27 protein-coding genes are annotated in these 19,182 nt (G+C 59.9%); 10 read left to right on the top strand and 17 right to left on the bottom strand.

The genetic code is table 11. The features are described 5' to 3' along the window. Positions 1–82 precede the first annotated feature (82 nt). The 9 genes from rnc to folK form a co-directional block, all read right to left on the bottom strand. Complete coding sequence (rnc, locus tag ACR0NO_RS19815; RefSeq protein ID WP_480725224.1) at positions 83–763, bottom strand: ribonuclease III; 681 nt, start codon at positions 761–763, stop codon at positions 83–85. Beyond that, positions 760–1,599, bottom strand: coding sequence for a signal peptidase I (gene lepB / locus ACR0NO_RS19810; protein ID WP_480725223.1), 840 nt, complete (start codon positions 1,597–1,599; stop codon positions 760–762). The genes rnc and lepB overlap by 4 nt, the downstream gene beginning before the upstream one ends. Before the next feature lie 57 nt (positions 1,600–1,656). Continuing rightward, positions 1,657–2,076, bottom strand: a complete 420-nt coding sequence (gene acpS / locus ACR0NO_RS19805) for a holo-ACP synthase (protein ID WP_170494066.1) — start codon at positions 2,074–2,076, stop codon at positions 1,657–1,659. Then, positions 2,073–2,696 (bottom strand): LysE family translocator, encoded by a 624-nt coding sequence (locus tag ACR0NO_RS19800; protein ID WP_480725221.1) that lies wholly within the window; start codon positions 2,694–2,696, stop codon positions 2,073–2,075. The genes acpS and ACR0NO_RS19800 overlap by 4 nt, the downstream gene beginning before the upstream one ends. Next, the gene (locus ACR0NO_RS19795; RefSeq protein ID WP_419737757.1) at positions 2,693–3,439 is read right to left on the bottom strand and encodes a pyridoxine 5'-phosphate synthase; all 747 of its coding nucleotides are present in this window, start codon (positions 3,437–3,439) and stop codon (positions 2,693–2,695) included. The genes ACR0NO_RS19800 and ACR0NO_RS19795 overlap by 4 nt, the downstream gene beginning before the upstream one ends. Then, positions 3,432–4,130 carry a DUF2062 domain-containing protein gene (locus ACR0NO_RS19790; protein WP_170641414.1) on the bottom strand — a complete coding sequence of 233 codons (699 nt, stop codon included), beginning with the start codon at positions 4,128–4,130 and terminating at the stop codon, positions 3,432–3,434. The genes ACR0NO_RS19795 and ACR0NO_RS19790 overlap by 8 nt, the downstream gene beginning before the upstream one ends. Before the next feature lie 16 nt (positions 4,131–4,146). Then, the gene (locus ACR0NO_RS19785) at positions 4,147–6,279 is read right to left on the bottom strand and encodes a RelA/SpoT family protein (RefSeq protein ID WP_170556386.1); all 2,133 of its coding nucleotides are present in this window, start codon (positions 6,277–6,279) and stop codon (positions 4,147–4,149) included. Positions 6,280–6,305: 26 nt separating this feature from the next. After that, positions 6,306–6,659 carry a DNA-directed RNA polymerase subunit omega gene (gene rpoZ / locus ACR0NO_RS19780; protein WP_170380450.1) on the bottom strand — a complete coding sequence of 118 codons (354 nt, stop codon included), beginning with the start codon at positions 6,657–6,659 and terminating at the stop codon, positions 6,306–6,308. 96 nt (positions 6,660–6,755) lie between these two features. Continuing rightward, positions 6,756–7,325: a 2-amino-4-hydroxy-6-hydroxymethyldihydropteridine diphosphokinase gene (gene folK / locus ACR0NO_RS19775; protein ID WP_480725219.1), complete on the bottom strand. Its 570-nt coding sequence runs from the start codon at positions 7,323–7,325 to the stop codon at positions 6,756–6,758. A 138-nt stretch (positions 7,326–7,463) separates the two neighbouring features. Here folK and ACR0NO_RS19770 point away from each other — a divergent pair, with 138 nt between their 5' ends. The 7 genes from ACR0NO_RS19770 (at position 7,464) to ACR0NO_RS19740 (ending at position 11,934) form a co-directional block, all read left to right on the top strand. Beyond that, positions 7,464–8,039, top strand: coding sequence for a LabA-like NYN domain-containing protein (locus ACR0NO_RS19770; protein ID WP_039541714.1), 576 nt, complete (start codon positions 7,464–7,466; stop codon positions 8,037–8,039). Positions 8,040–8,226: 187 nt separating this feature from the next. Next, complete coding sequence (ispH, locus tag ACR0NO_RS19765) at positions 8,227–9,177, top strand: 4-hydroxy-3-methylbut-2-enyl diphosphate reductase (protein WP_480725217.1); 951 nt, start codon at positions 8,227–8,229, stop codon at positions 9,175–9,177. Then, complete coding sequence (locus ACR0NO_RS19760) at positions 9,174–9,626, top strand: DUF3429 domain-containing protein (RefSeq protein ID WP_480725215.1); 453 nt, start codon at positions 9,174–9,176, stop codon at positions 9,624–9,626. Before ispH ends, ACR0NO_RS19760 begins: the two co-directional genes overlap by 4 nt. After that, positions 9,623–10,216 carry a class I SAM-dependent methyltransferase gene (locus ACR0NO_RS19755; protein WP_425085630.1) on the top strand — a complete coding sequence of 198 codons (594 nt, stop codon included), beginning with the start codon at positions 9,623–9,625 and terminating at the stop codon, positions 10,214–10,216. The genes ACR0NO_RS19760 and ACR0NO_RS19755 overlap by 4 nt, the downstream gene beginning before the upstream one ends. Further along, a complete protein-coding gene (gene rnhA, locus ACR0NO_RS19750) occupies positions 10,209–10,676 on the top strand; it encodes a ribonuclease HI (protein ID WP_480725214.1) in 468 nt (155 codons plus the stop codon). The genes ACR0NO_RS19755 and rnhA overlap by 8 nt, the downstream gene beginning before the upstream one ends. Beyond that, positions 10,673–11,296 (top strand): trimeric intracellular cation channel family protein, encoded by a 624-nt coding sequence (locus ACR0NO_RS19745; protein WP_480725212.1) that lies wholly within the window; start codon positions 10,673–10,675, stop codon positions 11,294–11,296. The genes rnhA and ACR0NO_RS19745 overlap by 4 nt, the downstream gene beginning before the upstream one ends. A gap of 35 nt (positions 11,297–11,331) precedes the next feature. Then, positions 11,332–11,934 carry a COG3904 family protein gene (locus ACR0NO_RS19740; RefSeq protein WP_480725210.1) on the top strand — a complete coding sequence of 201 codons (603 nt, stop codon included), beginning with the start codon at positions 11,332–11,334 and terminating at the stop codon, positions 11,932–11,934. Positions 11,935–11,936: 2 nt separating this feature from the next. Here ACR0NO_RS19740 and speB read toward each other — a convergent pair whose 3' ends face one another. From speB to def (ACR0NO_RS19710), 6 genes are read right to left on the bottom strand one after another with little or no spacing between them, the layout of a single operon-like run. Further along, on the bottom strand, positions 11,937–12,758 hold the full coding sequence (speB, locus tag ACR0NO_RS19735; protein ID WP_480725209.1) for an agmatinase: 822 nt from the start codon (positions 12,756–12,758) through the stop codon (positions 11,937–11,939). 59 nt (positions 12,759–12,817) lie between these two features. Continuing rightward, a complete protein-coding gene (locus ACR0NO_RS19730; protein ID WP_170380459.1) occupies positions 12,818–13,054 on the bottom strand; it encodes a GlsB/YeaQ/YmgE family stress response membrane protein in 237 nt (78 codons plus the stop codon). A gap of 1 nt (position 13,055) precedes the next feature. Further along, a complete protein-coding gene (locus ACR0NO_RS19725) occupies positions 13,056–13,292 on the bottom strand; it encodes a hypothetical protein (protein ID WP_170380460.1) in 237 nt (78 codons plus the stop codon). A gap of 6 nt (positions 13,293–13,298) precedes the next feature. Beyond that, positions 13,299–14,213, bottom strand: coding sequence for a methionyl-tRNA formyltransferase (fmt, locus tag ACR0NO_RS19720; protein WP_480725208.1), 915 nt, complete (start codon positions 14,211–14,213; stop codon positions 13,299–13,301). Positions 14,214–14,257: 44 nt separating this feature from the next. After that, positions 14,258–14,752 carry a peptide deformylase gene (gene def / locus ACR0NO_RS19715; RefSeq protein ID WP_480725207.1) on the bottom strand — a complete coding sequence of 165 codons (495 nt, stop codon included), beginning with the start codon at positions 14,750–14,752 and terminating at the stop codon, positions 14,258–14,260. Further along, positions 14,749–15,267, bottom strand: a complete 519-nt coding sequence (def, locus tag ACR0NO_RS19710) for a peptide deformylase (protein ID WP_170722613.1) — start codon at positions 15,265–15,267, stop codon at positions 14,749–14,751. Before def (ACR0NO_RS19710) ends, def (ACR0NO_RS19715) begins: the two co-directional genes overlap by 4 nt. A gap of 94 nt (positions 15,268–15,361) precedes the next feature. Here def (ACR0NO_RS19710) and ACR0NO_RS19705 point away from each other — a divergent pair, with 94 nt between their 5' ends. Both ACR0NO_RS19705 and ACR0NO_RS19700 read left to right on the top strand, forming a co-directional pair. Then, the gene (locus ACR0NO_RS19705; protein ID WP_480725206.1) at positions 15,362–16,534 is read left to right on the top strand and encodes a MalY/PatB family protein; all 1,173 of its coding nucleotides are present in this window, start codon (positions 15,362–15,364) and stop codon (positions 16,532–16,534) included. A 3-nt stretch (positions 16,535–16,537) separates the two neighbouring features. Then, entirely contained in the window at positions 16,538–17,065 is a 528-nt protein-coding gene (locus ACR0NO_RS19700) for a L,D-transpeptidase family protein (RefSeq protein WP_170463191.1), read from the top strand. Between the two features lie 88 nt (positions 17,066–17,153). Here ACR0NO_RS19700 and ACR0NO_RS19695 read toward each other — a convergent pair whose 3' ends face one another. Next, positions 17,154–17,507 (bottom strand): hypothetical protein, encoded by a 354-nt coding sequence (locus tag ACR0NO_RS19695; RefSeq protein WP_170463190.1) that lies wholly within the window; start codon positions 17,505–17,507, stop codon positions 17,154–17,156. A gap of 211 nt (positions 17,508–17,718) precedes the next feature. On the opposite strand from ACR0NO_RS19695, the gene ACR0NO_RS19690 reads away from it, so the two are divergent. After that, positions 17,719–18,708 (top strand): glutathione S-transferase family protein, encoded by a 990-nt coding sequence (locus tag ACR0NO_RS19690; RefSeq protein ID WP_170463189.1) that lies wholly within the window; start codon positions 17,719–17,721, stop codon positions 18,706–18,708. Here the strand turns inward: ACR0NO_RS19690 and ACR0NO_RS19685 are convergent. Next, entirely contained in the window at positions 18,690–19,052 is a 363-nt protein-coding gene (locus tag ACR0NO_RS19685) for a response regulator transcription factor (RefSeq protein WP_480725204.1), read from the bottom strand. The two genes, ACR0NO_RS19690 and ACR0NO_RS19685, sit on opposite strands and share 19 nt — an antisense overlap. Positions 19,053–19,182: the final 130 nt, after the last annotated feature.

Below are 19,182 nucleotides of genomic sequence, written 5' to 3'. Positions count from 1 at the left end.
CGTCCGGATTTCATCCGGCCTCACCCCCGGGATATTTTTAGCCAGATGAAGAGCGGATCGGGTTTTGGAAGAGGGGCGGGAGCTATTTTGGCAGCGCGTCCAGAAGTGCCTTTGCCGCCGCCTGTTCGGCCTGGCGCTTTGATCCGGCGGTGGCCTGTGCCTCGGTCCCGTCCTGCAGGCGGGCGGCGATGGTGAAAACCGGGGCGTGGTCGGGGCCACTGCGTTTGACTTCGATATAGCTGGGGGGCTTTTGGCCGCGGGCCTGTGCCCATTCCTGGAGCGAGGTTTTGGCGTCGCGAGCGTCAGCTTCGACGGTGTGGATGCGATCCCCCCAGAGGGCGAGGATGACATCGCGAGCGGCCTCGAAACCGGCGTCGCGGTAGATGGCGGCGATTACTGCCTCCATCGCGTCGCCCAGAAGCGCCTGTTTGCGGCGGCCACCGGACAGCATCTCGGACCGGCCAAGCTTGAGCACGGCGCCCAGATCAATCTGACGGGCGACATCGGCGCAGGCCTCTTTACGCACCAGCGCGTTGAAACGAGGGGCCAGCTGGCCTTCGGAGGCTTTCTTGTCCGCCTCGAGCAAGGCTGTCGCCATAACGAGACCAAGAACGCGGTCGCCCAGGAATTCGAGCCGTTGGTTATCGGGCCGGGTGGCGGACGAAACCGAGCCATGGGTCAGTGCCCGCACCAACAGCTCGGGGTTCGAGAATTCGTACCCCAAGCGGTGTTGAAATGCCTTTATGTCGGCCGATACCTTCAATTGACCGCCTTAAAGAAGCGGTCGCTGCGCCATGTCCAGAAGAACAGCATTGACCGGCCAGCAGAAGAGAACATAATCCGGTCGGCGCGACCGATAAGGTTTTCGTAAGGAACATAGCCTACCCCGCCAGCAGATTGCGGCAGACGGCTATCAGCAGAGTTGTCGCGGTTGTCGCCCATGAAGAAATAGTGGCCTTCGGGCACCGTGTAGATGCCGGTGTTGTCGGACCCTTGATTGCCGATACTCAGCACGTCATAGGACACACCATTGGGCAGGGTTTCGACAAAGCGCTCCTTCTCACAAACGCCACCAATACCGACCGGACCGTTGGAGCAGCGCGGACGCAGACGTTGCGGGCCTTGCGGGGCAGCCACTTCGGTGAACACGCCATCGGCTTGTTGCGGGACGGGCGTGCCGTTCAGAATGATCTGCCCTTGGCGAACCTGAACGCGGTCGCCCGGCAGACCGATGAGGCGCTTGATGTAGTCACGCCCCGTCACAGGGTGACGGAAGACGATCACATCGCCGCGCTCGGGCTCTCCGCTCCAAATGCGGGTATTGTCGTCACCCGGAAGCCAGCCGCAGATATCCTCGGCGTCAATATTCAGACCGACGCTGGGGATGATCAGGCTGGGGCAGGAGGCGTAGGAGTAACCGTAGGCCATCTTGTTGACGAACAGGAAATCGCCGATCAGCAGGGTCTGCTTCATCGAGCCGGAGGGGATCCAGAAGGGCTGGAAGAACAGGGTGCGGAATACGCCTGCGATCAACAGGGCGTAGACGATGGTTTTGATCGTCTCCCAGATGGGATTTCCGGTTTTGACGTCCTCGGCCATACTGCTCTTTCGCTCCTTGGTGTGTTGGGTGCTACATGCGGGCCATGCGGGGGCAAGTCAAGGCTGCGTACCGGGTTCTTGAAGCGGGCGCGCCTCGATCACCACAAAGGCCTGCGCCCAGGGGTGGTCATCCGTCAGGGTGACGTGGATGATCGCCTCATGACCCTCTGGCGTCATCTGGCGCAGCCGGTCGGCGGCCCAGCCAGTCACATGCATCACGGGCTGACCCGTGTGCAGGTTGCTGACCGCCATGTCCTTCCAGGCAATGCCCATGCGAAGGCCGGTGCCCAGCGCCTTGGAACACGCCTCTTTCGCGGCCCAGCGTTTGGCATAAGTGCCTGCGGTGTCGTGGCGACGTTCGGCCTTGCGCTGCTCGGTCTCGGTGAAAACGCGATTGCGGAAACGGTCGCCAAAACGGTCGAGCGTGCGCTGGATACGCTCGATATTCGCGAGATCTGTGCCAACGCCAAGGATCAAGACAACCGCACCGTCAAAATCTTATAGCTGGCGACGCCGAAGAACCCCGCAAAGGCAAAATCGAACCAACGTCGAGCACGCCGGTAGGCGCTGACCATACGCGCCGAGGAAAACAGAAAGGCGTACCCAATGAAAATCAGCAAAGACCCTGCATAGAGTAGGCTGAAATACCCCAACAAGACCAATAGGCTGGCGTCATTTGGCGCCACGATCGCATAGATCGATCCCCAGCTGAGGATCGCCTTGGGGTTCGTCAGGTGAATGGCTGCACCTTTCGCAAGGATTGTGCACAGCGACCCGGTGACTGGTTTGCCCAATGGTACCTCACCGGCGGTCACCGCGCGGCGCAGAGCCTTCAGGGCCAGCCAGCCCAGATAGGCGACACCAAAGTAACGGATCACTTCGAAGACCCAGACATTGGCCAGCATGATCGCCGACAAGCCCAGCGCTGCGGCGATCCCCCAAGCAGCGGAGCCCGCGCATATGCCAAGTGCAAAGACCAGCCCTGCGCGGCGACCTTCAGTCATAGCGGTACCGGCAATGCCCATCGTGGCCGGACCGGGTGAGCCACCGGCCATCAACCAGGCAAACCAGATCGCTATGAAAGTCGGCGTGATCACGCCCGCGCCTCATCCATCAGGCGGCGCATTTCCTGAATGGCGGGGGTGAGGCCCAGAAAGATCGACTCGCCGATCAGGAAGTGGCCGATGTTCAACTCACGCACCTCGGGGAAGGCCGCGACGGGTTTCACCGTCTCATAGGTCAACCCATGGCCTGCATGGACTTCGAGGCCCAGCGAATGCGCAAAGGTCGACATCTGGCGCAGGCTTTCCAGCTCACGCTCGGCATCTTCCATGCGGCCTTCGGCGAAGGCGTCACAATAGGCGCCTGTGTGCAGTTCGATCACCTCGGCGCCGATGCGGTGGGCGGCCTCGATCTGGCGTTGGTCAGCGGCGATGAAGATCGACACGCGACAGCCGACATCGCGCAACGGCGCAATGAAATGGGCCAACTTGTTTTCCTCGCGTGCGACTTCCAGCCCGCCTTCGGTGGTGCGTTCCTCGCGCTTTTCCGGCACAATACAGACCGCATGAGGTTTGTGCCGCAGGGCGATCTTCTGCATCTCATCGGTGGCGGCCATCTCAAAATTCAGAGGGACCGAGAGGACCTCCATCAGACCATCGATATCGGCGTCCGAAATGTGACGGCGGTCTTCGCGCAGATGCGCCGTGATGCCGTCGGCCCCGGCCTCTTCAGCCAGTTTAGCGGCGCGCAGCGGGTCGGGGTAAGCCCCACCGCGTGCGTTACGCACGGTGGCGACGTGGTCGATATTCACACCAAGACGCAGATAAGTGTCAGACATCGCGCGATTCCTTTTTCACGGTTTGAGCTGAAGCTAGTGCCTTTTCCACCGAAGTGTCAGCCTCGGTTTCGGCCAGACGTTTGATTTCTTCGAATTTGGCTTTAATCCGCGCGCGGCGGCGCTGTTGATAGGTACGGATCAGCGGCAGGCTGAGGTAAAAGCAGATTACCCCCGCCAGCAGACCGGGAAGAATGCCGCCGATCATATAGGGGTAGAATACCTCGCGGTAGAAAAGACCCAGGCCGTGCCAATCTGCGACGCGGTCAGTGAACATGGCGAGGAAGTTGTTCTTCAGATCGCCCATCGCATCTGCAAATTTCCCCATCAGGCCGCGTGTTTCGCTTTTCTCGAATTCGGTACCCAGAAGGAAATGCCCTGTTTGCAGGCAGATGACGCCAATCGGAACATAAGTCAGCGGATTGCCGAAGAACGTGCCGCTGAGAGCGGCCACGATATTGCCGTTGAGCAGGCGCGCGCCGATGGCGGCGACCAGAAAATGCAGGCCATAGAAGGGGGTAAATGCTGCAAATACCCCTGCCCCGATACCGCGTGCAATACGCTCGGGCGAGTCCGGCAAGCGGCGAACGCGATGTTTGACATAGTGAAAGGCGCGGGTCCATCCGCCACGTGGATAGACAAACTCAGATGCGGCCTGAATGGGAGAGCGTCGATCTCGGCGCTTGAAAACCACTCCTGATCACCTCATCTCAACCAGCCGGCAGGGCGGCATTTTCACGCTCTCGGTACCGTTCGACAGCGGCCACGTCACTTTCTGCCTCGAGCATCAGCATCAGCGAATGCAACTGTTCAAGGTCTCGCAGTTCGACATTGATCAGCAGTCGGTAAAAATCCGGTTTGCGGTCGACGAACTCAAGGTTTGAGATATTGGCCTTTTTCTCGCCGATCAATGTGCAAATACGCCCCAGCACGCCCGCATCGTTGCCGATGGTGAGGTCAAGTGTCGCGCCATAGACCGCCGGGTGGGTGCCGGAATGCCAGTGAAGATCGACCCACCGCTCGGGCTCATTCTCATATGCGCCCAGGCGGTTACAATCGATGGCGTGAACTTCAACACCCTTGCCACGATGCGTGATGCCGACAATCCGCTCGCCCGGCAGGGGCTGACAGCAGGGGGCGCGGTCGAATTTCTGACCTGGTTCAAGACCAATCACGGCGCGCCGCAGCGGGATCGCATCGCCGTCGTCCTGCGTCAGTTCCGGATAAACGGCGCTGACCACATCATGGGCTGTCAATTCGGCACTGCCCAAGCGTGCTAGCAACTCATGCCGGTCTTTCAGACGCAGGTGCTTGGCGGCTGTATCAAGCGCCTTATCGGTGGATTTGCGGCCGACATGTTCGAACCCTGAGCGCGCAAGCTCTTTGCCCAGCTTGATGAACCGTTCGCGGTCAACTTCGCGCAGGGCGCGGCGGATCGCGGTGCGGGCTTTGCCTGTCACCGCTATCTCAAGCCAAGTGACCTGAGGGGTCTGGCCATCGGCGGTGATGATATCGACCGACTGCCCGTTCTTCAGCCGGGTCCAGAGCGGCACGCGGATCGCATCGACCTTTGCCCCTACACAAGCGTGGCCGATACGGGTGTGGATGGCGTAGGCAAAATCAATCGGGGTCGCCCCACGCGGTAGCTTCACGACATCGCCTTTCGGCGTGAAGCAGAATACCTGGTCCGAGTACATCTCAAGCTTGACGGCTTCGAGGAAATCTTCGTGATCTTCCTCATTGTCGAATTGCTCGGTCAGGTTCGAAATCCACTTGGCGGGGTCGACCGCAAATGGGTTCTCGGTCCGGACACCGTCGCGATAAGACCAGTGCGCGGCCACGCCGGTTTCAGCCACATCGTGCATCTGGCGAGTACGGATCTGAACTTCGACCCGTTTGCCGTCACGCCCCGAAACAGTGGTGTGGATCGAGCGGTAGCCGTTCGATTTCGGCTGAGAAATATAGTCTTTGAACCTGCCGGGCACCGCGCGCCAGCGCTGGTGGATTGCGCCAAGGGTGCGGTAGCAATCTTCCTCGGTTTCGGTGATGATGCGAAACCCGTAGATATCGGACAGGCGCGAGAAGCCCTGATCCTTTTCCTGCATCTTTCGCCAGATCGAATAGGGTTTCTTGGCGCGACCAAAGACTTCTGCCTCGATGCCCGCTTTCTCCAGCTCATGGCGCATGTCACCGGTGATCCGGTGGATCACATCTCCGGTTTCGCGCTGCAGGGTGATAAAGCGGCGGATGATCGACTGGCGCCCTTCGGGGTTCAGCACACGGAAGGCGAGGTCTTCGAGCTCCTCGCGCATCCACTGCATGCCCATCCGGCCCGCAAGCGGCGCGTAGATATCCATCGTCTCGCGTGCTTTGACGATCTGCTTTTCGGGGCGCATCGCCTTGATGGTTCGCATGTTGTGCAAACGGTCGGCGAGCTTGACCAGAATGACCCGCAAGTCCTTGGACATGGCCATGAACAGCTTGCGGAAATTCTCGGCCTGTTTGGTTTCGCGGCTTGAGAGTTGCAGGTTGGTCAGTTTGGTGACGCCATCGACCAGTTTGGCGACCTCATCCCCGAACAGCTCCGCCACTTTGCCATAGCTGGCTTTGGTGTCTTCGATCGTGTCGTGCAAAAGCGCCGTGATAATGGTCGCATCATCCAGACGCTGTTCGGTCAGGATGGCGGCAACGGCAACAGGATGGGTAAAATAGGGCTCGCCGGAATGCCGGAACTGCCCTTCGTGCATCTGCTGGCCGAATTCATAGGCCTTGGCGATGCGTTCAGCGTTTGTCTTTGGGTTATAATTGCGGACCAGCGCAATCAGGTCGTCAGCAGAAATCATCCGGTCCGCACCTTCGTTTTGAGGGCTTACCCCTGCCCTTGAGCCTCCATCAGAGCACGCAGGAGTTTTTCTTCCGACATGTCATCTTCGGCAGGCTTGTCCGATTCGGCACCCATCAGTAGGGCCATCTGATCTTCTTCCGGCTCATCAACCTCGATCTGGGTTTGGTTGGCCTCGATCAGACGCTCGCGCAGTTCGTCCGCGCTCTGGGTTTCGTCGGCGATTTCACGCAGCGAGACAACGGGGTTCTTGTCGTTGTCACGGTCCACAGTGATCGGTCCACCGGCGGAAATCTCACGCGCACGATGGGCGGCAAGCATCACCAGTTCAAACCGGTTGGGAACCTTGTCTACGCAGTCTTCAACCGTCACGCGGGCCATGGAACGCTACTCCGTTGCTGAGTCCATATCAGGAAGCGTTGTATCTAAGACCGATTGGACGCCTTGACAAGCAGGAAATAGCGCAAATCCACCAATCTACAAAGGTGTGACCGCTGCTATATCTTCAGCTGGCAGTGCCTCGAGCATTTGTTGGACGGTCTGGCCTAGAACCGGATGGCGCCAATCCGGGGCTACGTCGGCCATGGGGACAAGCACAAAGGCCCGGTCCTGCAGGCGGGGATGGGGCAAAATCAGCTGATCTGGGGCCTCTTGACGCTGCACATCCGCTGACAGGGTCAGCCAGTGATCGAAGGTGGCGGGATCGGGCAGTAACTGATCCTCGTAGGCCACCAGATCCAGGTCCAGCGTCCGCATCCCCCAGCGCTGCACCCGTTCGCGACCGAACTTGTGTTCGACCTCATGCAGAACCTCCAGCAGCTGCGCAGGTGTAAGGTCAGTCTCGATCAAAAGGGCTGCATTGACGTAGTCGGGGCCCGCACCCGGAGGGAAACAGGGGGTTGCAAAAAACCGGCTTTCGGCGCGAATCACCACACCACGGTCCGCAAGCGCTATTATTGCGTTGCGAAGTGTCACCTTGGGCCCTAGTCCGCTCAGATTGAGATTTGCGCCCATCGCAACAACTGCATTTGAAGTGGTTTTGCCCATTAATACCCCCATATTCGGCCAAATGCATACTTGCGATGCGCATTAAAAGCCCTAATTATAGGCACACCAGCACGCTTAATTTTACACCACTCACTCTTAAACGCGCAGCGGGCTGGATTATACCGGAAGGACCTATTTATGTTTTATAAAGACGAACGGCTAGCGCTGTTCATCGACGGCTCGAATCTTTATGCCGCCGCAAAAGCACTTGGCTTCGACATCGACTACAAGCTTCTGCGGCAGGAATTCATGCGCCGCGGTAAGCTCCTGCGTGCTTTCTACTACACAGCGCTGCTGGAGAATGACGAGTACTCTCCGATCCGACCACTGGTTGACTGGCTGCACTACAATGGCTTCACCATGGTGACCAAACCGGCCAAGGAATACACCGACAGCATGGGGCGTCGGAAGGTGAAGGGTAACATGGATATCGAACTCACCGTCGATGCTATGGAACTGGCGCCACGCGTTGATCACATTGTGCTGTTCTCGGGCGATGGGGATTTCCGCCCGCTAATTGCCAGCCTGCAACGTCAGGGCGTGCGGGTTTCGGTCGTGTCGACCATCCGCAGCCAGCCGCCGATGATCTCGGACGAGCTGCGCCGCCAGGCCGACAACTTCATCGAACTGGAAGATCTGCGCGACGTGATCGGCCGCCCGCCTCGGGAAATGCCGACCGAACCACGCAGTGTAGCTGCCGCCGGCGGGCACTAGCCCTCGGCGTCACAATTGGGGATGAGATTAGCGCGGTCAGGGTATGAAACCCTGGCCGCGCTTCTTTAACTAAGGTTTGGTACTGAAACACCTAACGGCTATCAGTGATTCATGTCAGATCAATGACGCCGCCCTGTCTGGACCAAGGCCGTGAAAAGACCTACCTGTGGCGCAAGGAGACAGCGACATGACCAAGCCGCCATTGACTTTGTACCTTGCTGCGCCGCGCGGTTTCTGCGCGGGCGTGGATCGCGCCATCAAGATCGTCGAGATCGCACTGCAGAAATGGGGCGCGCCGGTCTATGTCCGGCACGAGATTGTCCACAACAAATTCGTGGTCGACGGGTTGCGAGCCAAGGGGGCCGTGTTTGTCGAGGAACTTGATGAATGCCCCGATGATCGGCCGGTGATCTTCTCGGCTCATGGGGTTCCCAAATCCGTGCCTGCCACCGCCGCCCGGCGCGAGATGATCTATGTCGATGCCACTTGCCCTCTGGTCTCGAAGGTCCATGTCGAGGCGCAGCGCCATTCGGACAACGGCCTTCAGATGATCATGATCGGCCACAATGGACACCCCGAGACCATCGGCACCATGGGACAACTGCCAGAAGGTGAGGTGCTGCTGGTCGAAACCGTCGAAGATGTCGCCACCGTTCAGGTCCGAGACCCGGATCAGCTGGCCTTTGTCACCCAGACCACCCTGTCGGTTGATGACACCAAGGATATCATCGCAGCGCTTGAAGAGCGGTTCCCCAAGATCGTCGGCCCGCACAAGGAAGACATCTGCTACGCCACAACCAACCGGCAAGAGGCCGTGAAAGCCGTAGCGCCGAAGGCGGATGCGCTGCTGGTGGTGGGCGCTCCGAACTCGTCCAACTCACGGCGATTGGTCGAGGTCGCCTCGCGCGCTGGATGCAACTATGCGCAGTTGGTGCAACGTGCCTCCGATATTGACTGGCGCGCGCTTGAGGGGATTTCGAGCATTGCCATCACTGCCGGGGCCTCAGCCCCTGAGGTACTGGTGAATGAAGTCATCGACGCGTTCAGCGATCACTACGACGTAACCGTCGACCTCGTGGAAACCGCCGTCGAAAACGTAGAATTCAAAGTCCCCCGCGTGTTGAGGCAACCGGCATGAACGGCGTCCCCAAATCCGCGCTCTATCTGGGGTTGGCGGGGCTGATCCCGTTCATTTGGGGGGCGCTGACCTATCTGAACTCGGACCTGCACGATCTTGGCACGCGAGAGCTAGGCTCTCGTTTCGTGGGGCCTTACATCCAGCTGTTCTATGGCTCGGTTATCCTGAGCTTCATGTCCGGTGTATTGTGGGGCTTTGCCACCAAGACCTCGGGCAGCAAGGCGACTGTGGGCTATACCCTGTCGGTCCTTCCCGCCCTTTGGGCCTTCTTCATGACAGGTGGCGGGCCGATCAGCGCGGGCACCAATCTGATGATCGGCTTTGCCGGGCTTTTGGTGCTGGACGCCCTGTTCTGGTATTGGGGTCTCGCGCCACGCTGGTGGATGCGATTGCGTATCCTGCTGTCAGCCATCGTGCTGCTGTGCTTGGCCGTCGGAGTGTATCTATGAGCGATCGTGAGACGATCTCGGTCTACGACGAACAGGCCGCGTGCTATGCCGACCTGACCGATGAGGCCAACACCGAGGACCCGCAACTGACCCGTTTCATTCAGGCGGTACCAACAGGCGGAAAGGTGTTGGATTTGGGCTGCGGCCCCGGTGCCTCGGCGGTGATCATGGCGCAGGCGGGGCTACAGGTTGAGGCCATGGATGCCTCGGCCGAGATGGTCCGGCTGGCCTCGGCCTATCCTGGCGTTTCCGCCCGCCAAGCGGCGTTCTCGGACCTAAAGGCCAAGGGCACCTATGACGGCATCTGGGCCAATTTCAGCCTTCTACACGCCAAACGCGCGGATTTCCCGAACCATTTGGCCGCCATTCACCAGGCGTTGAAACCCAAGGGCGTCTTCTATATCGCCATGAAGCTGGGACAAGGTGAAGGGCCGGATCGTTTGGGGCGCTTCTACAGCTATTATTCCGAGGAAGACTTGAAAACTTATCTGCAAAAGGCGGGCTTTACCGTCACCGCACGACGACTTGGCAGCGGAACCGGGCTGGATGGCTCGGTCTCGGACTGGATTGGGCTTGCCGCCCATGCCTGAGCTATTTGCCTATACCGATGGTGCCTGTTCCGGCAATCCCGGCCCCGGTGGTTGGGGCGTGCTGCTGCGCGCGATGCAGGGGGACTCGGTCCTGAAAGAACGGGAACTAAAGGGCGGTGAGGCCGAGACCACCAACAACCGGATGGAGTTGCTGGCCGCCATCAGCGCGCTGGAGGCGCTGGAGCGCGCGTCCAAGATCACCGTTGTGACCGATAGCGCCTATGTGAAAAACGGCGTGACGGGCTGGATTTTCGGGTGGAAGCGGAACGGGTGGAAAACCTCTAATAAGAAACCCGTTAAGAATGTGGACCTATGGCAGCGGTTGGACAAAGCGCAGGGTCGTCATGATGTGACATGGGAATGGGTCAAAGGCCATGCGGGCCATCCCGAAAACGAAAAAGCGGATGAGCTGGCCCGCGCGGGCATGGCTCCTTTCAAACCCGCAAAGGCGCAGGAGTGAGCGCGCTTGCCCTGCTGGACTATGCCTCGGTTCTGGTCTTTGCGCTGACCGGGGCGCTGGTGGCCAGCCGGGCACAGCTTGATCTGGTCGGGTTTGCCTTCATCGCCTGCCTGACTGCGGTCGGAGGCGGCACCGTGCGCGACCTGCTGCTGGATCGCCATCCCGTCTTCTGGGTAGGCCAGCCGGACTACATCCTGATCGCGGTCGGGGCCGCCGTTCTGGTGTTCTTCACCGCGCATCTGGTCGAAAGCCGCTATAGCTGGCTGATCTGGCTGGACAGTTTCGCTTTGTCCATTGCCGTTGCTGCGGGAACTGGAGCAGCGCTTTCGCTGGATCAATCCGGCATCGTCGTGGTGCTGATGGGCGTAACCACCGGATGTCTGGGCGGATTGATGCGCGATGTGGTCTGTAATGAAGTCCCTCTGGTGCTTAAACAGGGTGAGCTTTACGTCTCATGCGCGTTTGCAGGTGCGTTGACGGCGGTGGTCGCGACACGACTTGGGCTCGAAGGCCTGCCCGCGCTGGCGCTATGTGCCGCGATCTGCTGGGCCTTGCGCGCCGGATCGCTTATCTTTGGTTGGAGGCTTCCTGTCTACAAAGCCCGCCCGCCGCGCCAATAGGGCGTATAACACCGAAACAAACCTAAGGCCCGCTTGTGAAATCTCCCCTGTCTTTGCTCGCCGTCAGTGCGCTTTGCCTCGCCGCTTGCGCGGAACCCTACAGCCCGACGCAATTCGTAGCCCAGGGCGATCAGATCGTCGTAACCGGAGCCATCGACCACACCACTTTGGATGCGTTCCGAGAGGTGGCAGCCGACAACCCGCAAATCAAAACGCTTGTCCTGCAAAACATCGAAGGATCGGTGGATGACGATGCTAACGTGATCTTCTCGCGCGAGGTGCGCAACCGGGGTTTTGACACGGTGGTGCCGTCCGACGGCATGGTCGCCTCGGGGGGGACCGACCTGTTTCTGGCGGGCAACAGGCGCACCTTGCAGCCGGGCGCCTGCGTCGGCGTTCATAGCTGGGGCGGAGGTGGCATCATCGCCACCGAACTGCCCGAGGACGACCCCGAACACGACCGATATCTGGACTATTATGACGATATCGGCGTGTCCGAAGATTTCTATTGGTACACGCTAGAGGTCGCCTCGGAAGACGAAATGCACTGGATGACAGCCGCCGAGGCCAACAGCTACGACATGGCCACCACGCGCGCGACGCGACTGGGATCCCCCGCCACCTGCGACGCGCGCTGAATTCAGCGCGACAACAGCCGCGCGCCGATCTCTTTGACGAATTTCGCAGCCACCATCGCGGTCATGCCATACGGGTCGCGATGGGGGTTCAGTTCGACAATATCCGCGCCGACCAACTCCCCTTCGAACCGATGGATCAGGTTAATCACCTCGCGCGTGCTGAGTCCGCCGGGTTCGTGATGTGACACACCCGGCGCAAAGGCCGGGTCCAACGCGTCGAGATCCAGAGACAGGTAGACGGGTCCATCAAAGCTGATCTCCAGATCGGGACGCCAATTGCGCATGTCGATCACCTCGACCCCGAACTTGTCCGCCTGCTCCTGTTGGTGCTTGTTCATGGTACGGATACCGACCTGCACCAGTCGTTTGACCTTGCCGGTCTCCATCACCCGCGCGAAAGGGCAGCCATGGCCCAGAGGGCCGATATCCTGCGTGTCATACAGGTCGGGATGCGAGTCGATATGCAGGATGTTCAGCCCCTCATACCGCTCGGCATGGGCCTTGATCAGCGGGAAAGCGACCGAGTGATCGCCGCCTAGGGACAACAGCCGCGCGCCAGTTTCAATCCGTGCGGCAGCACCGGCCTCGATCCGGTCGATCGGCTCTTGCCCGCGCATCTCGAACACATTCAGATCACCGGTATCTTTGAACCGATCCGTGGCCCCCAGATCAGTGCCATCCTCGGCCGTCAGGTTGGCCGCACCGGAATGCAACGCCTCGCGAATGCGACCGGGCGCGAAGGCCGGACCCTGCAGAAATGAGGAATGCAAATCCAGTGGAACGCCCATCAGGGCAACATCACCAGCGTTCAGATCATAAGACATGGGTCACCTGCTTGAAAACTCGGCTTGATCAGGCGGTGACCGAAGGAAAAGGTCAAGCCTTAACGGCGCTTTAAGCTCTGCCAGATCCAGATCACCAGCAACGCGCCCAGCACGGCCCCCACAAAACCGGACAGCCAGCCTGAAACGGTGATAAGTGCACGCAACAGGAACCCGCCGACCAGGGCACCGACGATACCGATCAGCATGGTGGTGGGGATGTCAGCCTCGATCCGCATCAGACGGGTGGCGAGGAACCCTGCGGCGGCTCCGATCACGATCAGGGCGACAACGGGCATGTCATCGCCTCCAATGGGTCGGCACGATGATCAGCGCACCGATTGAGGATAGAACCGCGTCCAGCCCAGGCGGGCCAAAGCTGATACCGAACATGATGCGCACGAAGTAGAACAGGAATGCTCCGCCAACACAGATGATGATGGACTGCAGGTAACCATTATGGGTGAATTCCGTCTTCTCAGAGAGGTAGCCGACTATCCCGGCAATCACGACGGTGCCCATCAGGACCATGAACATCTGTCTCTACTCCGACGTCAGGCGAGTGCCGACCGGGATGGGCCAGCCCCGTAGAAAGGTTTCCCTATCCTGCGCGCCTTTGCCTGCCCGTTGCAAGCGCAACAGTTCAACCGCGCCCTGCCCGCAGGCGACATGCAATTCGGGTGTCAGGACCTCTCCCGGAATGCCCTGCCCCTCGGCCACGCGCGAAGCCAGCAGCTTGAGGCGCGCGCCCTCCATCTCGGTCCACGCGCCGGGAAAGGGCGACAGGCCCCGGATCTGGCGGTCGACCTCAAGCGCGGGGCGGGTCCAGTCGATCCGCGCCTCGGATTTGTCGATTTTTGAGGCGTAGGTGACGCCCTCTTCGGGTTGTGGCTGGGGGGTGAGGTCCGGCAATTGAGCCAGCGCCTCGGTGATCAACGCGGCCCCCATGGTCGAGAGCCGGTCGTGCAGCAGCGCGGTGGTTTCCTCAGGTTCAATCGGCGTGGCCCGACGCATCAGGACGGGACCCGTGTCCAGACCCGCCTCCATCTGCATGATGCAGATGCCGGTTTCCGCGTCGCCCGACATGATCGCGCGATGGATCGGCGCGGCCCCGCGCCAGCGTGGTAGCAGGCTGGCATGGATATTTAGGCAACCCTGTGCAGGTGCGTCCAGAATGGCTTGCGGAAGAAGCAGGCCGTAGGCGACGACTACCGCCACATCCGCGTTTAAGGCGGCAAACGCGGCCTGTTCTTCGGGCGATTTCAGCGAGACTGGGTGCCGGACCTCTAGCCCCAACGCCTCGGCGCGCGCATGCACGGGTGTCGGGCGGTCTTTCTTGCCCCGGCCAGCAGGGCGCGGAGGCTGGCAATAGACGGCGGCAATCTCATGCCCTGCATCTACCAGAGCATCCAATACCGGGACCGAGAAATCGGGCGTGCCCATGAAAATTAGTCGCATGTTCCGCTCCGGTACGGTTTCCGGGTGCCGGGCTGAAGCCCGACCTACCCCTGTTTCTTGGCTTTGCGCAACAGCATGTCGCGTTTGACCTTGCTGAGGCGGTCGAAATACATCCGGCCGTTCAGATGGTCGATCTGGTGTTGCACACTGGTGGCCTCGATCCCCACAAAATCGCGGCGGTCAATGATGCCCTGTTCGTTCAGGAATTTGACCGTCACGGCCCGAGAGCGCTTTACCTTGGCCGACACGCCCGGCAGATTCGGGCTGGCCTCATCATGTTCGCGCAACTCGATCGAGCTGTGCAGGATTTCCGGGTTCGCCAGTCGCACCACCCGGCCTCGCTCGGCCGAGCCATCGACAACGGCCAGACGCAGCATCACCCCGATCTGGGGCGCGGCCAAGCCTACACCAGGCATCGCCTCCATCGTGTCGATCATATCGTCCCAGATGGCGCGGATCTCATCGGTGATCTCAGACACATCCTCGGCCTTAGTCCGCAGGCGTTTGTCCGGCCATGGCAGGCAGGTGCGGACGGTCATGTGCGGGCCTTCTCGCGCTTGAGCTTTTGCATCTTGCGTGTGATCATCTGCCGTTTCAGCGGCTTGAGGTAGTCGATGAAAAGCTTGCCATCCAAGTGGTCGATCTCATGCTGCACACAGGTGGCCCAGAGCCCATCGAACGTTTCCTGTTGCAGGTTGCCGTCGCGATCCATCCAAGACACATCCACGACCTTGGGGCGCGTCACCTCGGCATATTGCTCGGGGATCGACAGGCAGCCTTCCTCGTAGACGTTGGTCTCGTCCGAGGACGCAATGATCTCGGGGTTGAACATGACCAGCGGACGGGGGGCCTCGCCTTCTTCCTTGACGCAATCGAGAACGATCAGGCGATCCAACACACCGATCTGCGGCGCGGCCAGACCAATGCCGGGTGCGTCATACATGGTCTCAAGCATGTCATCGGCCAGCTTGCGCAGATCATCTGTCAGATCGGCAACCGGGGCGCAGACCTTTTTCAGGCGAGGATCGGGATGGATCAGAATAGTGCGTTTCATGAGGCTGATTTAGGGCATCCCGCCCGTCGCCGCAACGCCCCCCTTGCACCCGTCCGATTTGTAGTTAGCTTTCGCCTCGACAGATGGAGCAAACATGACTTTCAATACCCCAACCGACCGCCGCGGCACCCACAGTTCAAAATGGGACAAGATGGAGCAACTCTACGGCGTATCCCCCGATGATGGGCTGGCGATGTGGACGGCTGATTCCGACTATCAGACCGCGCCTTGCGTGATTGATGCGGTGCGCCGCGCCGCTGAACATGGGGTCTTTGGCTATTCGTGGAAACACCCCGAATATCTGGCTTCGGTTCAGTGGTGGATGCAAAACCGCCATGACTGGCAAATCGACACCGAATGGGTGCTGACCTCGCAGGGTTTGGGCAATGCAATCGCTCTCTGTCTGGATGTCTGGAGCGAACCGGGCGATGGCGCTGTGATCTTCACGCCCGTTTACCATGAGTTTGCCCATAAGGTGAACAAATCCGGACGCCGCGTGGTCGAATGCCCGCTGGTGCGCGAGGGCGATAGCTACGCGATTGATCTGGACGACGCGCAATCGCGCTTGGACGGGTCGGAAAAGCTGCTGCTGTGGTGTTCGCCGCAAAACCCGTCGGGCCGGGTATGGACGACTGAGGAGCTGCGCTCGGTGGCTGAATTCGCCGGGCGCAACGGGCTGATTCTGGTCTCGGATGAGATCCATCATGATCTGGTTTACCCGGGAGCGAAGTTCGTCCCGATGGATTTCGCAGCACCCGAGGCGCGGCCTTGGACCGTGACACTTACGGCAGCGTCGAAGACGTTCAACATTGCGGGACAGCGCACCGGCAACATGATCATCCCCGACCCGAAGCTGCGCGCGGCGATGCGCCACCGGCTGGATACACTGGACTATGAACCAAGCGCCCTCGGCGTGGCCATGATCACCGCCGCCTACACGCCCGAAGGGGCGGAATGGGTGGATGCTCAGGTCGCGCATCTGGATAAAAACCGCCGGCTATTTGACACCACGATCGCCGAGATTCCCGGCCTTTGGTCGATGCCCCTACAGGCGACCTATCTGGCCTGGGTCGATTTCTCGGGCACCGGGATGAGCCATGATGAGTTTGTTCGACGCCTGCGTCAGGACGCGCGGATTGCGACCTCGTCAGGCCCCGGCTTTGGTGCGGGCGGCGAGACGTTCGAACGCTTCAACCTTGCCACCCAACACGCCCGCGTCGAAGAAGCTTGCGTGCGGCTCAAACAGGCGTTCGGGGATCTGCAATAGCAGATGCGCCTGCTGGCCCGGATCACGCTGGTCTTTCTGATCGCGGCCCTTGGCTGGATCGGCTGGCAGAGATACGGGCCGCGCCCTCCCGCGCCTGCCATGGCGTCTGACGCCGCTCAGATCGACCACATCCTGATCGAGAAATCTGCCCGCCGTCTGACCGCAATGTTGGACGGTGCCGTCGTACTGCAAACCGAGATCGCACTGGGCTTCGCGCCGGAAGGAGACAAGGAGCAGGAAGGCGACGGTAAGACGCCTGTTGGGATGTTCACCATCGACCGGCGCAACCCGAACAGTGCGTTCCACCTGTCGCTTGGGATCGACTACCCGCAACCCGAAGACATCGCCCGCGCACAGCAGCAGGGCATAGACCCCGGCGGAGATATCTTCATTCACGGACAACCAAATGGCGTTGTTGGCTTCACCCTGCCCGGAGACTGGACGCTTGGCTGTATCGCTTTGTCCAATGACGAGATGGCAAAGCTTTGGAGCCTGACTCCGACTGGAACGACCGTCGAAATTCGACCCTAGATCGCTATGCGTTTGATTTGAGGCGCCATACGCTGCCTTTCCTTGCAGACGAACGCGCCTTTCGGTGGTCTAGCCTCAGGCAAACGCTTTATTCCTCGTGCCCCAGCAAAGCAATCGGAGCATCTGGCGCTCGGTAGAAATCCAGCGGCGCCTTGTCGGAAGCAGCCGTGTTGCGCTTGAACTCATAGCGCATTTCGCCCGCCTCTTCCTCGTCCGCGACGATCAGGCATTGATACAAATGGTTCGCGCCGTCATGGATATCGACTAACCCGCGCAAACGCGGCGTGGTCTCAGCCTCGACTGTAAAGCCGTTCTTCCACAATCTAAGAATTTTGAAGTAATTGTCGCCCATTTCCACCCTCAAACGGCTGGTCTTTTTCAAAGTGGCGATTCGCGCAGCCTCCAACTCAGCGCTCATTTCCTTGGAAACATAGGTACTCATCAAATTCCCCCCTTCGATATCTCTTATTGTGGAGGCAAAACTGTAAAAATCCAGTGAAGCCGACCACATAACATCAAAGCGCACGCAGATGTTGCGCGCGCATCTCAGGCCGGTGATGTGCGCAGGTGCAGGCTGAATGCGCGCGGGCTGTCATAGGAAGGCCGGGTTCTGCGCCCTATCTTTGCCGAAACGCAGATACGGAGGACGCGAGATGGGCCTGTTGGTCGACGGAACCTGGCACGACACCTGGTATGACACCAAATCCACCGGCGGCGCATTCAAGCGCAGCGCCGCTCAATTTCGCAATTGGCTGACGGCCGATGGCAGCGCTGGCGCGTCCGGCAAAGGTGGCTTCAAGGCTGAACCGGGGCGCTATCACCTCTATGTCAGCCACGCCTGTCCCTGGGCCCATCGCACACTGATCTTTCGGGAACTCAAAGGCCTAAGCGATCTGATCTCAGTCTCTGTGGTACATCCGGACATGCTGGACAAGGGCTGGAGTTTTGAAACCGACGATCACGGCGCGACCGGAGATGATCTTTATGGCCTGGACTATGCCCATCAGATCTACACCAAGGCCGACCCCGCCTATTCCGGGCGGGTTACGGTGCCGATCCTGTGGGACAAACAGCAGGAGACGATCGTCTCGAACGAAAGCTCGGAAATCATCCGCATGTTCAACTCAGCCTTCAACGAGATCACGGGCAACCGAGATGACTACTGGCCCGAGGAAATGCGCGACGAGATCGAAGAGGTCAACGCGCGGATCTATTCGAACGTCAATAATGGTGTCTACAAATCCGGCTTTGCCACCTCACAGCAGGCGTATGACGCCGCCATCCGTCCCCTGTTCGACACGCTGGACTGGCTCGAGGATCGTCTGGCCCGGAACCGCTACCTGATGGGCGACCGCGTGACCGAGGCCGATTGGCGGCTGTTCACCACTCTGATCCGGTTCGATCCGGTCTATCACCTGCACTTCAAGTGCAACAAACGCCGGTTGATCGACTACCCCAACCTCTGGGCCTATACGCGTGAGCTATATCAATGGCCGGGCGTCGCGCAGACCGTGAACATGAACCATATCGTGCGGCACTATCACTACAGCCACGACAGCATCAATCCGCACCGGATCATCCCGGTGAACCCGACGCTTGACTATCTTGAACCGCACGGACGGGATCAGCGCCCCGCTGCGTAATGCTCTACCATCGCCGCCAGATCCTCGGGCGGGGTGCCGCTTTGCACATAGGCACAGGCATTGGGGCTGTGGGCAAAGATCGACCCGTCCGAGAAGAAGGTGGTGTTCGTGACAAAAATCACCCGCGCATCGGGGCGGCGGTAGCTGGCGAAATCGGCCACGGCCAGCGCGCTGCCGGTTTCCAGAACCAGATCCAGCACGATTATCTCGAACTCAGAGCCATAGAGCGCCAGTATCGCGGACTCTTGCCCGGCCACAAGCGTCACCTCGGCACCTTGCCGTTCAAGATGCCTTTTCCAAACCCGACCCAGATCGGGGTTACTCTCAACAATCAAAACTTTCATACTACAACCTCGGCACTTGGTATGGTGAGTGGTGCCGACCCCCAAGACCCGTGATCACGTCATTTCCTTAACAAAGTGTTAACTCTGCCTGCTGACCGCCCTGATCACGCGGATTTGCTTGTCAAAACGG

The organism is Ruegeria sp. CL3, assembly GCF_056536505.1.
Note: the sequence above shows the minus strand (reverse complement) of the source record. Positions and strands in the feature narration are given on the sequence as shown.

Coding starts and splice junctions, on each gene's coding strand:
- ispH (WP_480725217.1), top strand. CDS start 8,227: ATGACCAAGCCGCCATTGACTTTGTACCTTGCTGCGCCGCGCGGTTTC.
- ACR0NO_RS19700 (WP_170463191.1), top strand. CDS start 16,538: ATGCGCCTGCTGGCCCGGATCACGCTGGTCTTTCTGATCGCGGCCCTT.
- fmt (WP_480725208.1), bottom strand. CDS start 14,213: ATGCGACTAATTTTCATGGGCACGCCCGATTTCTCGGTCCCGGTATTG.
- ACR0NO_RS19725 (WP_170380460.1), bottom strand. CDS start 13,292: ATGTTCATGGTCCTGATGGGCACCGTCGTGATTGCCGGGATAGTCGGC.
- ACR0NO_RS19730 (WP_170380459.1), bottom strand. CDS start 13,054: ATGCCCGTTGTCGCCCTGATCGTGATCGGAGCCGCCGCAGGGTTCCTC.
- ACR0NO_RS19770 (WP_039541714.1), top strand. CDS start 7,464: ATGTTTTATAAAGACGAACGGCTAGCGCTGTTCATCGACGGCTCGAAT.
- rpoZ (WP_170380450.1), bottom strand. CDS start 6,659: ATGGCCCGCGTGACGGTTGAAGACTGCGTAGACAAGGTTCCCAACCGG.
- folK (WP_480725219.1), bottom strand. CDS start 7,325: ATGGGCAAAACCACTTCAAATGCAGTTGTTGCGATGGGCGCAAATCTC.
- ACR0NO_RS19705 (WP_480725206.1), top strand. CDS start 15,362: ATGACTTTCAATACCCCAACCGACCGCCGCGGCACCCACAGTTCAAAA.
- ACR0NO_RS19695 (WP_170463190.1), bottom strand. CDS start 17,507: ATGAGTACCTATGTTTCCAAGGAAATGAGCGCTGAGTTGGAGGCTGCG.
- rnhA (WP_480725214.1), top strand. CDS start 10,209: ATGCCTGAGCTATTTGCCTATACCGATGGTGCCTGTTCCGGCAATCCC.
- ACR0NO_RS19795 (WP_419737757.1), bottom strand. CDS start 3,439: ATGTCTGACACTTATCTGCGTCTTGGTGTGAATATCGACCACGTCGCC.
- ACR0NO_RS19785 (WP_170556386.1), bottom strand. CDS start 6,279: ATGATTTCTGCTGACGACCTGATTGCGCTGGTCCGCAATTATAACCCA.
- ACR0NO_RS19685 (WP_480725204.1), bottom strand. CDS start 19,052: ATGAAAGTTTTGATTGTTGAGAGTAACCCCGATCTGGGTCGGGTTTGG.
- ACR0NO_RS19755 (WP_425085630.1), top strand. CDS start 9,623: ATGAGCGATCGTGAGACGATCTCGGTCTACGACGAACAGGCCGCGTGC.
- ACR0NO_RS19760 (WP_480725215.1), top strand. CDS start 9,174: ATGAACGGCGTCCCCAAATCCGCGCTCTATCTGGGGTTGGCGGGGCTG.
- def (WP_170722613.1), bottom strand. CDS start 15,267: ATGAAACGCACTATTCTGATCCATCCCGATCCTCGCCTGAAAAAGGTC.
- ACR0NO_RS19690 (WP_170463189.1), top strand. CDS start 17,719: ATGGGCCTGTTGGTCGACGGAACCTGGCACGACACCTGGTATGACACC.
- def (WP_480725207.1), bottom strand. CDS start 14,752: ATGACCGTCCGCACCTGCCTGCCATGGCCGGACAAACGCCTGCGGACT.
- speB (WP_480725209.1), bottom strand. CDS start 12,758: ATGTCTTATGATCTGAACGCTGGTGATGTTGCCCTGATGGGCGTTCCA.
- lepB (WP_480725223.1), bottom strand. CDS start 1,599: ATGGCCGAGGACGTCAAAACCGGAAATCCCATCTGGGAGACGATCAAA.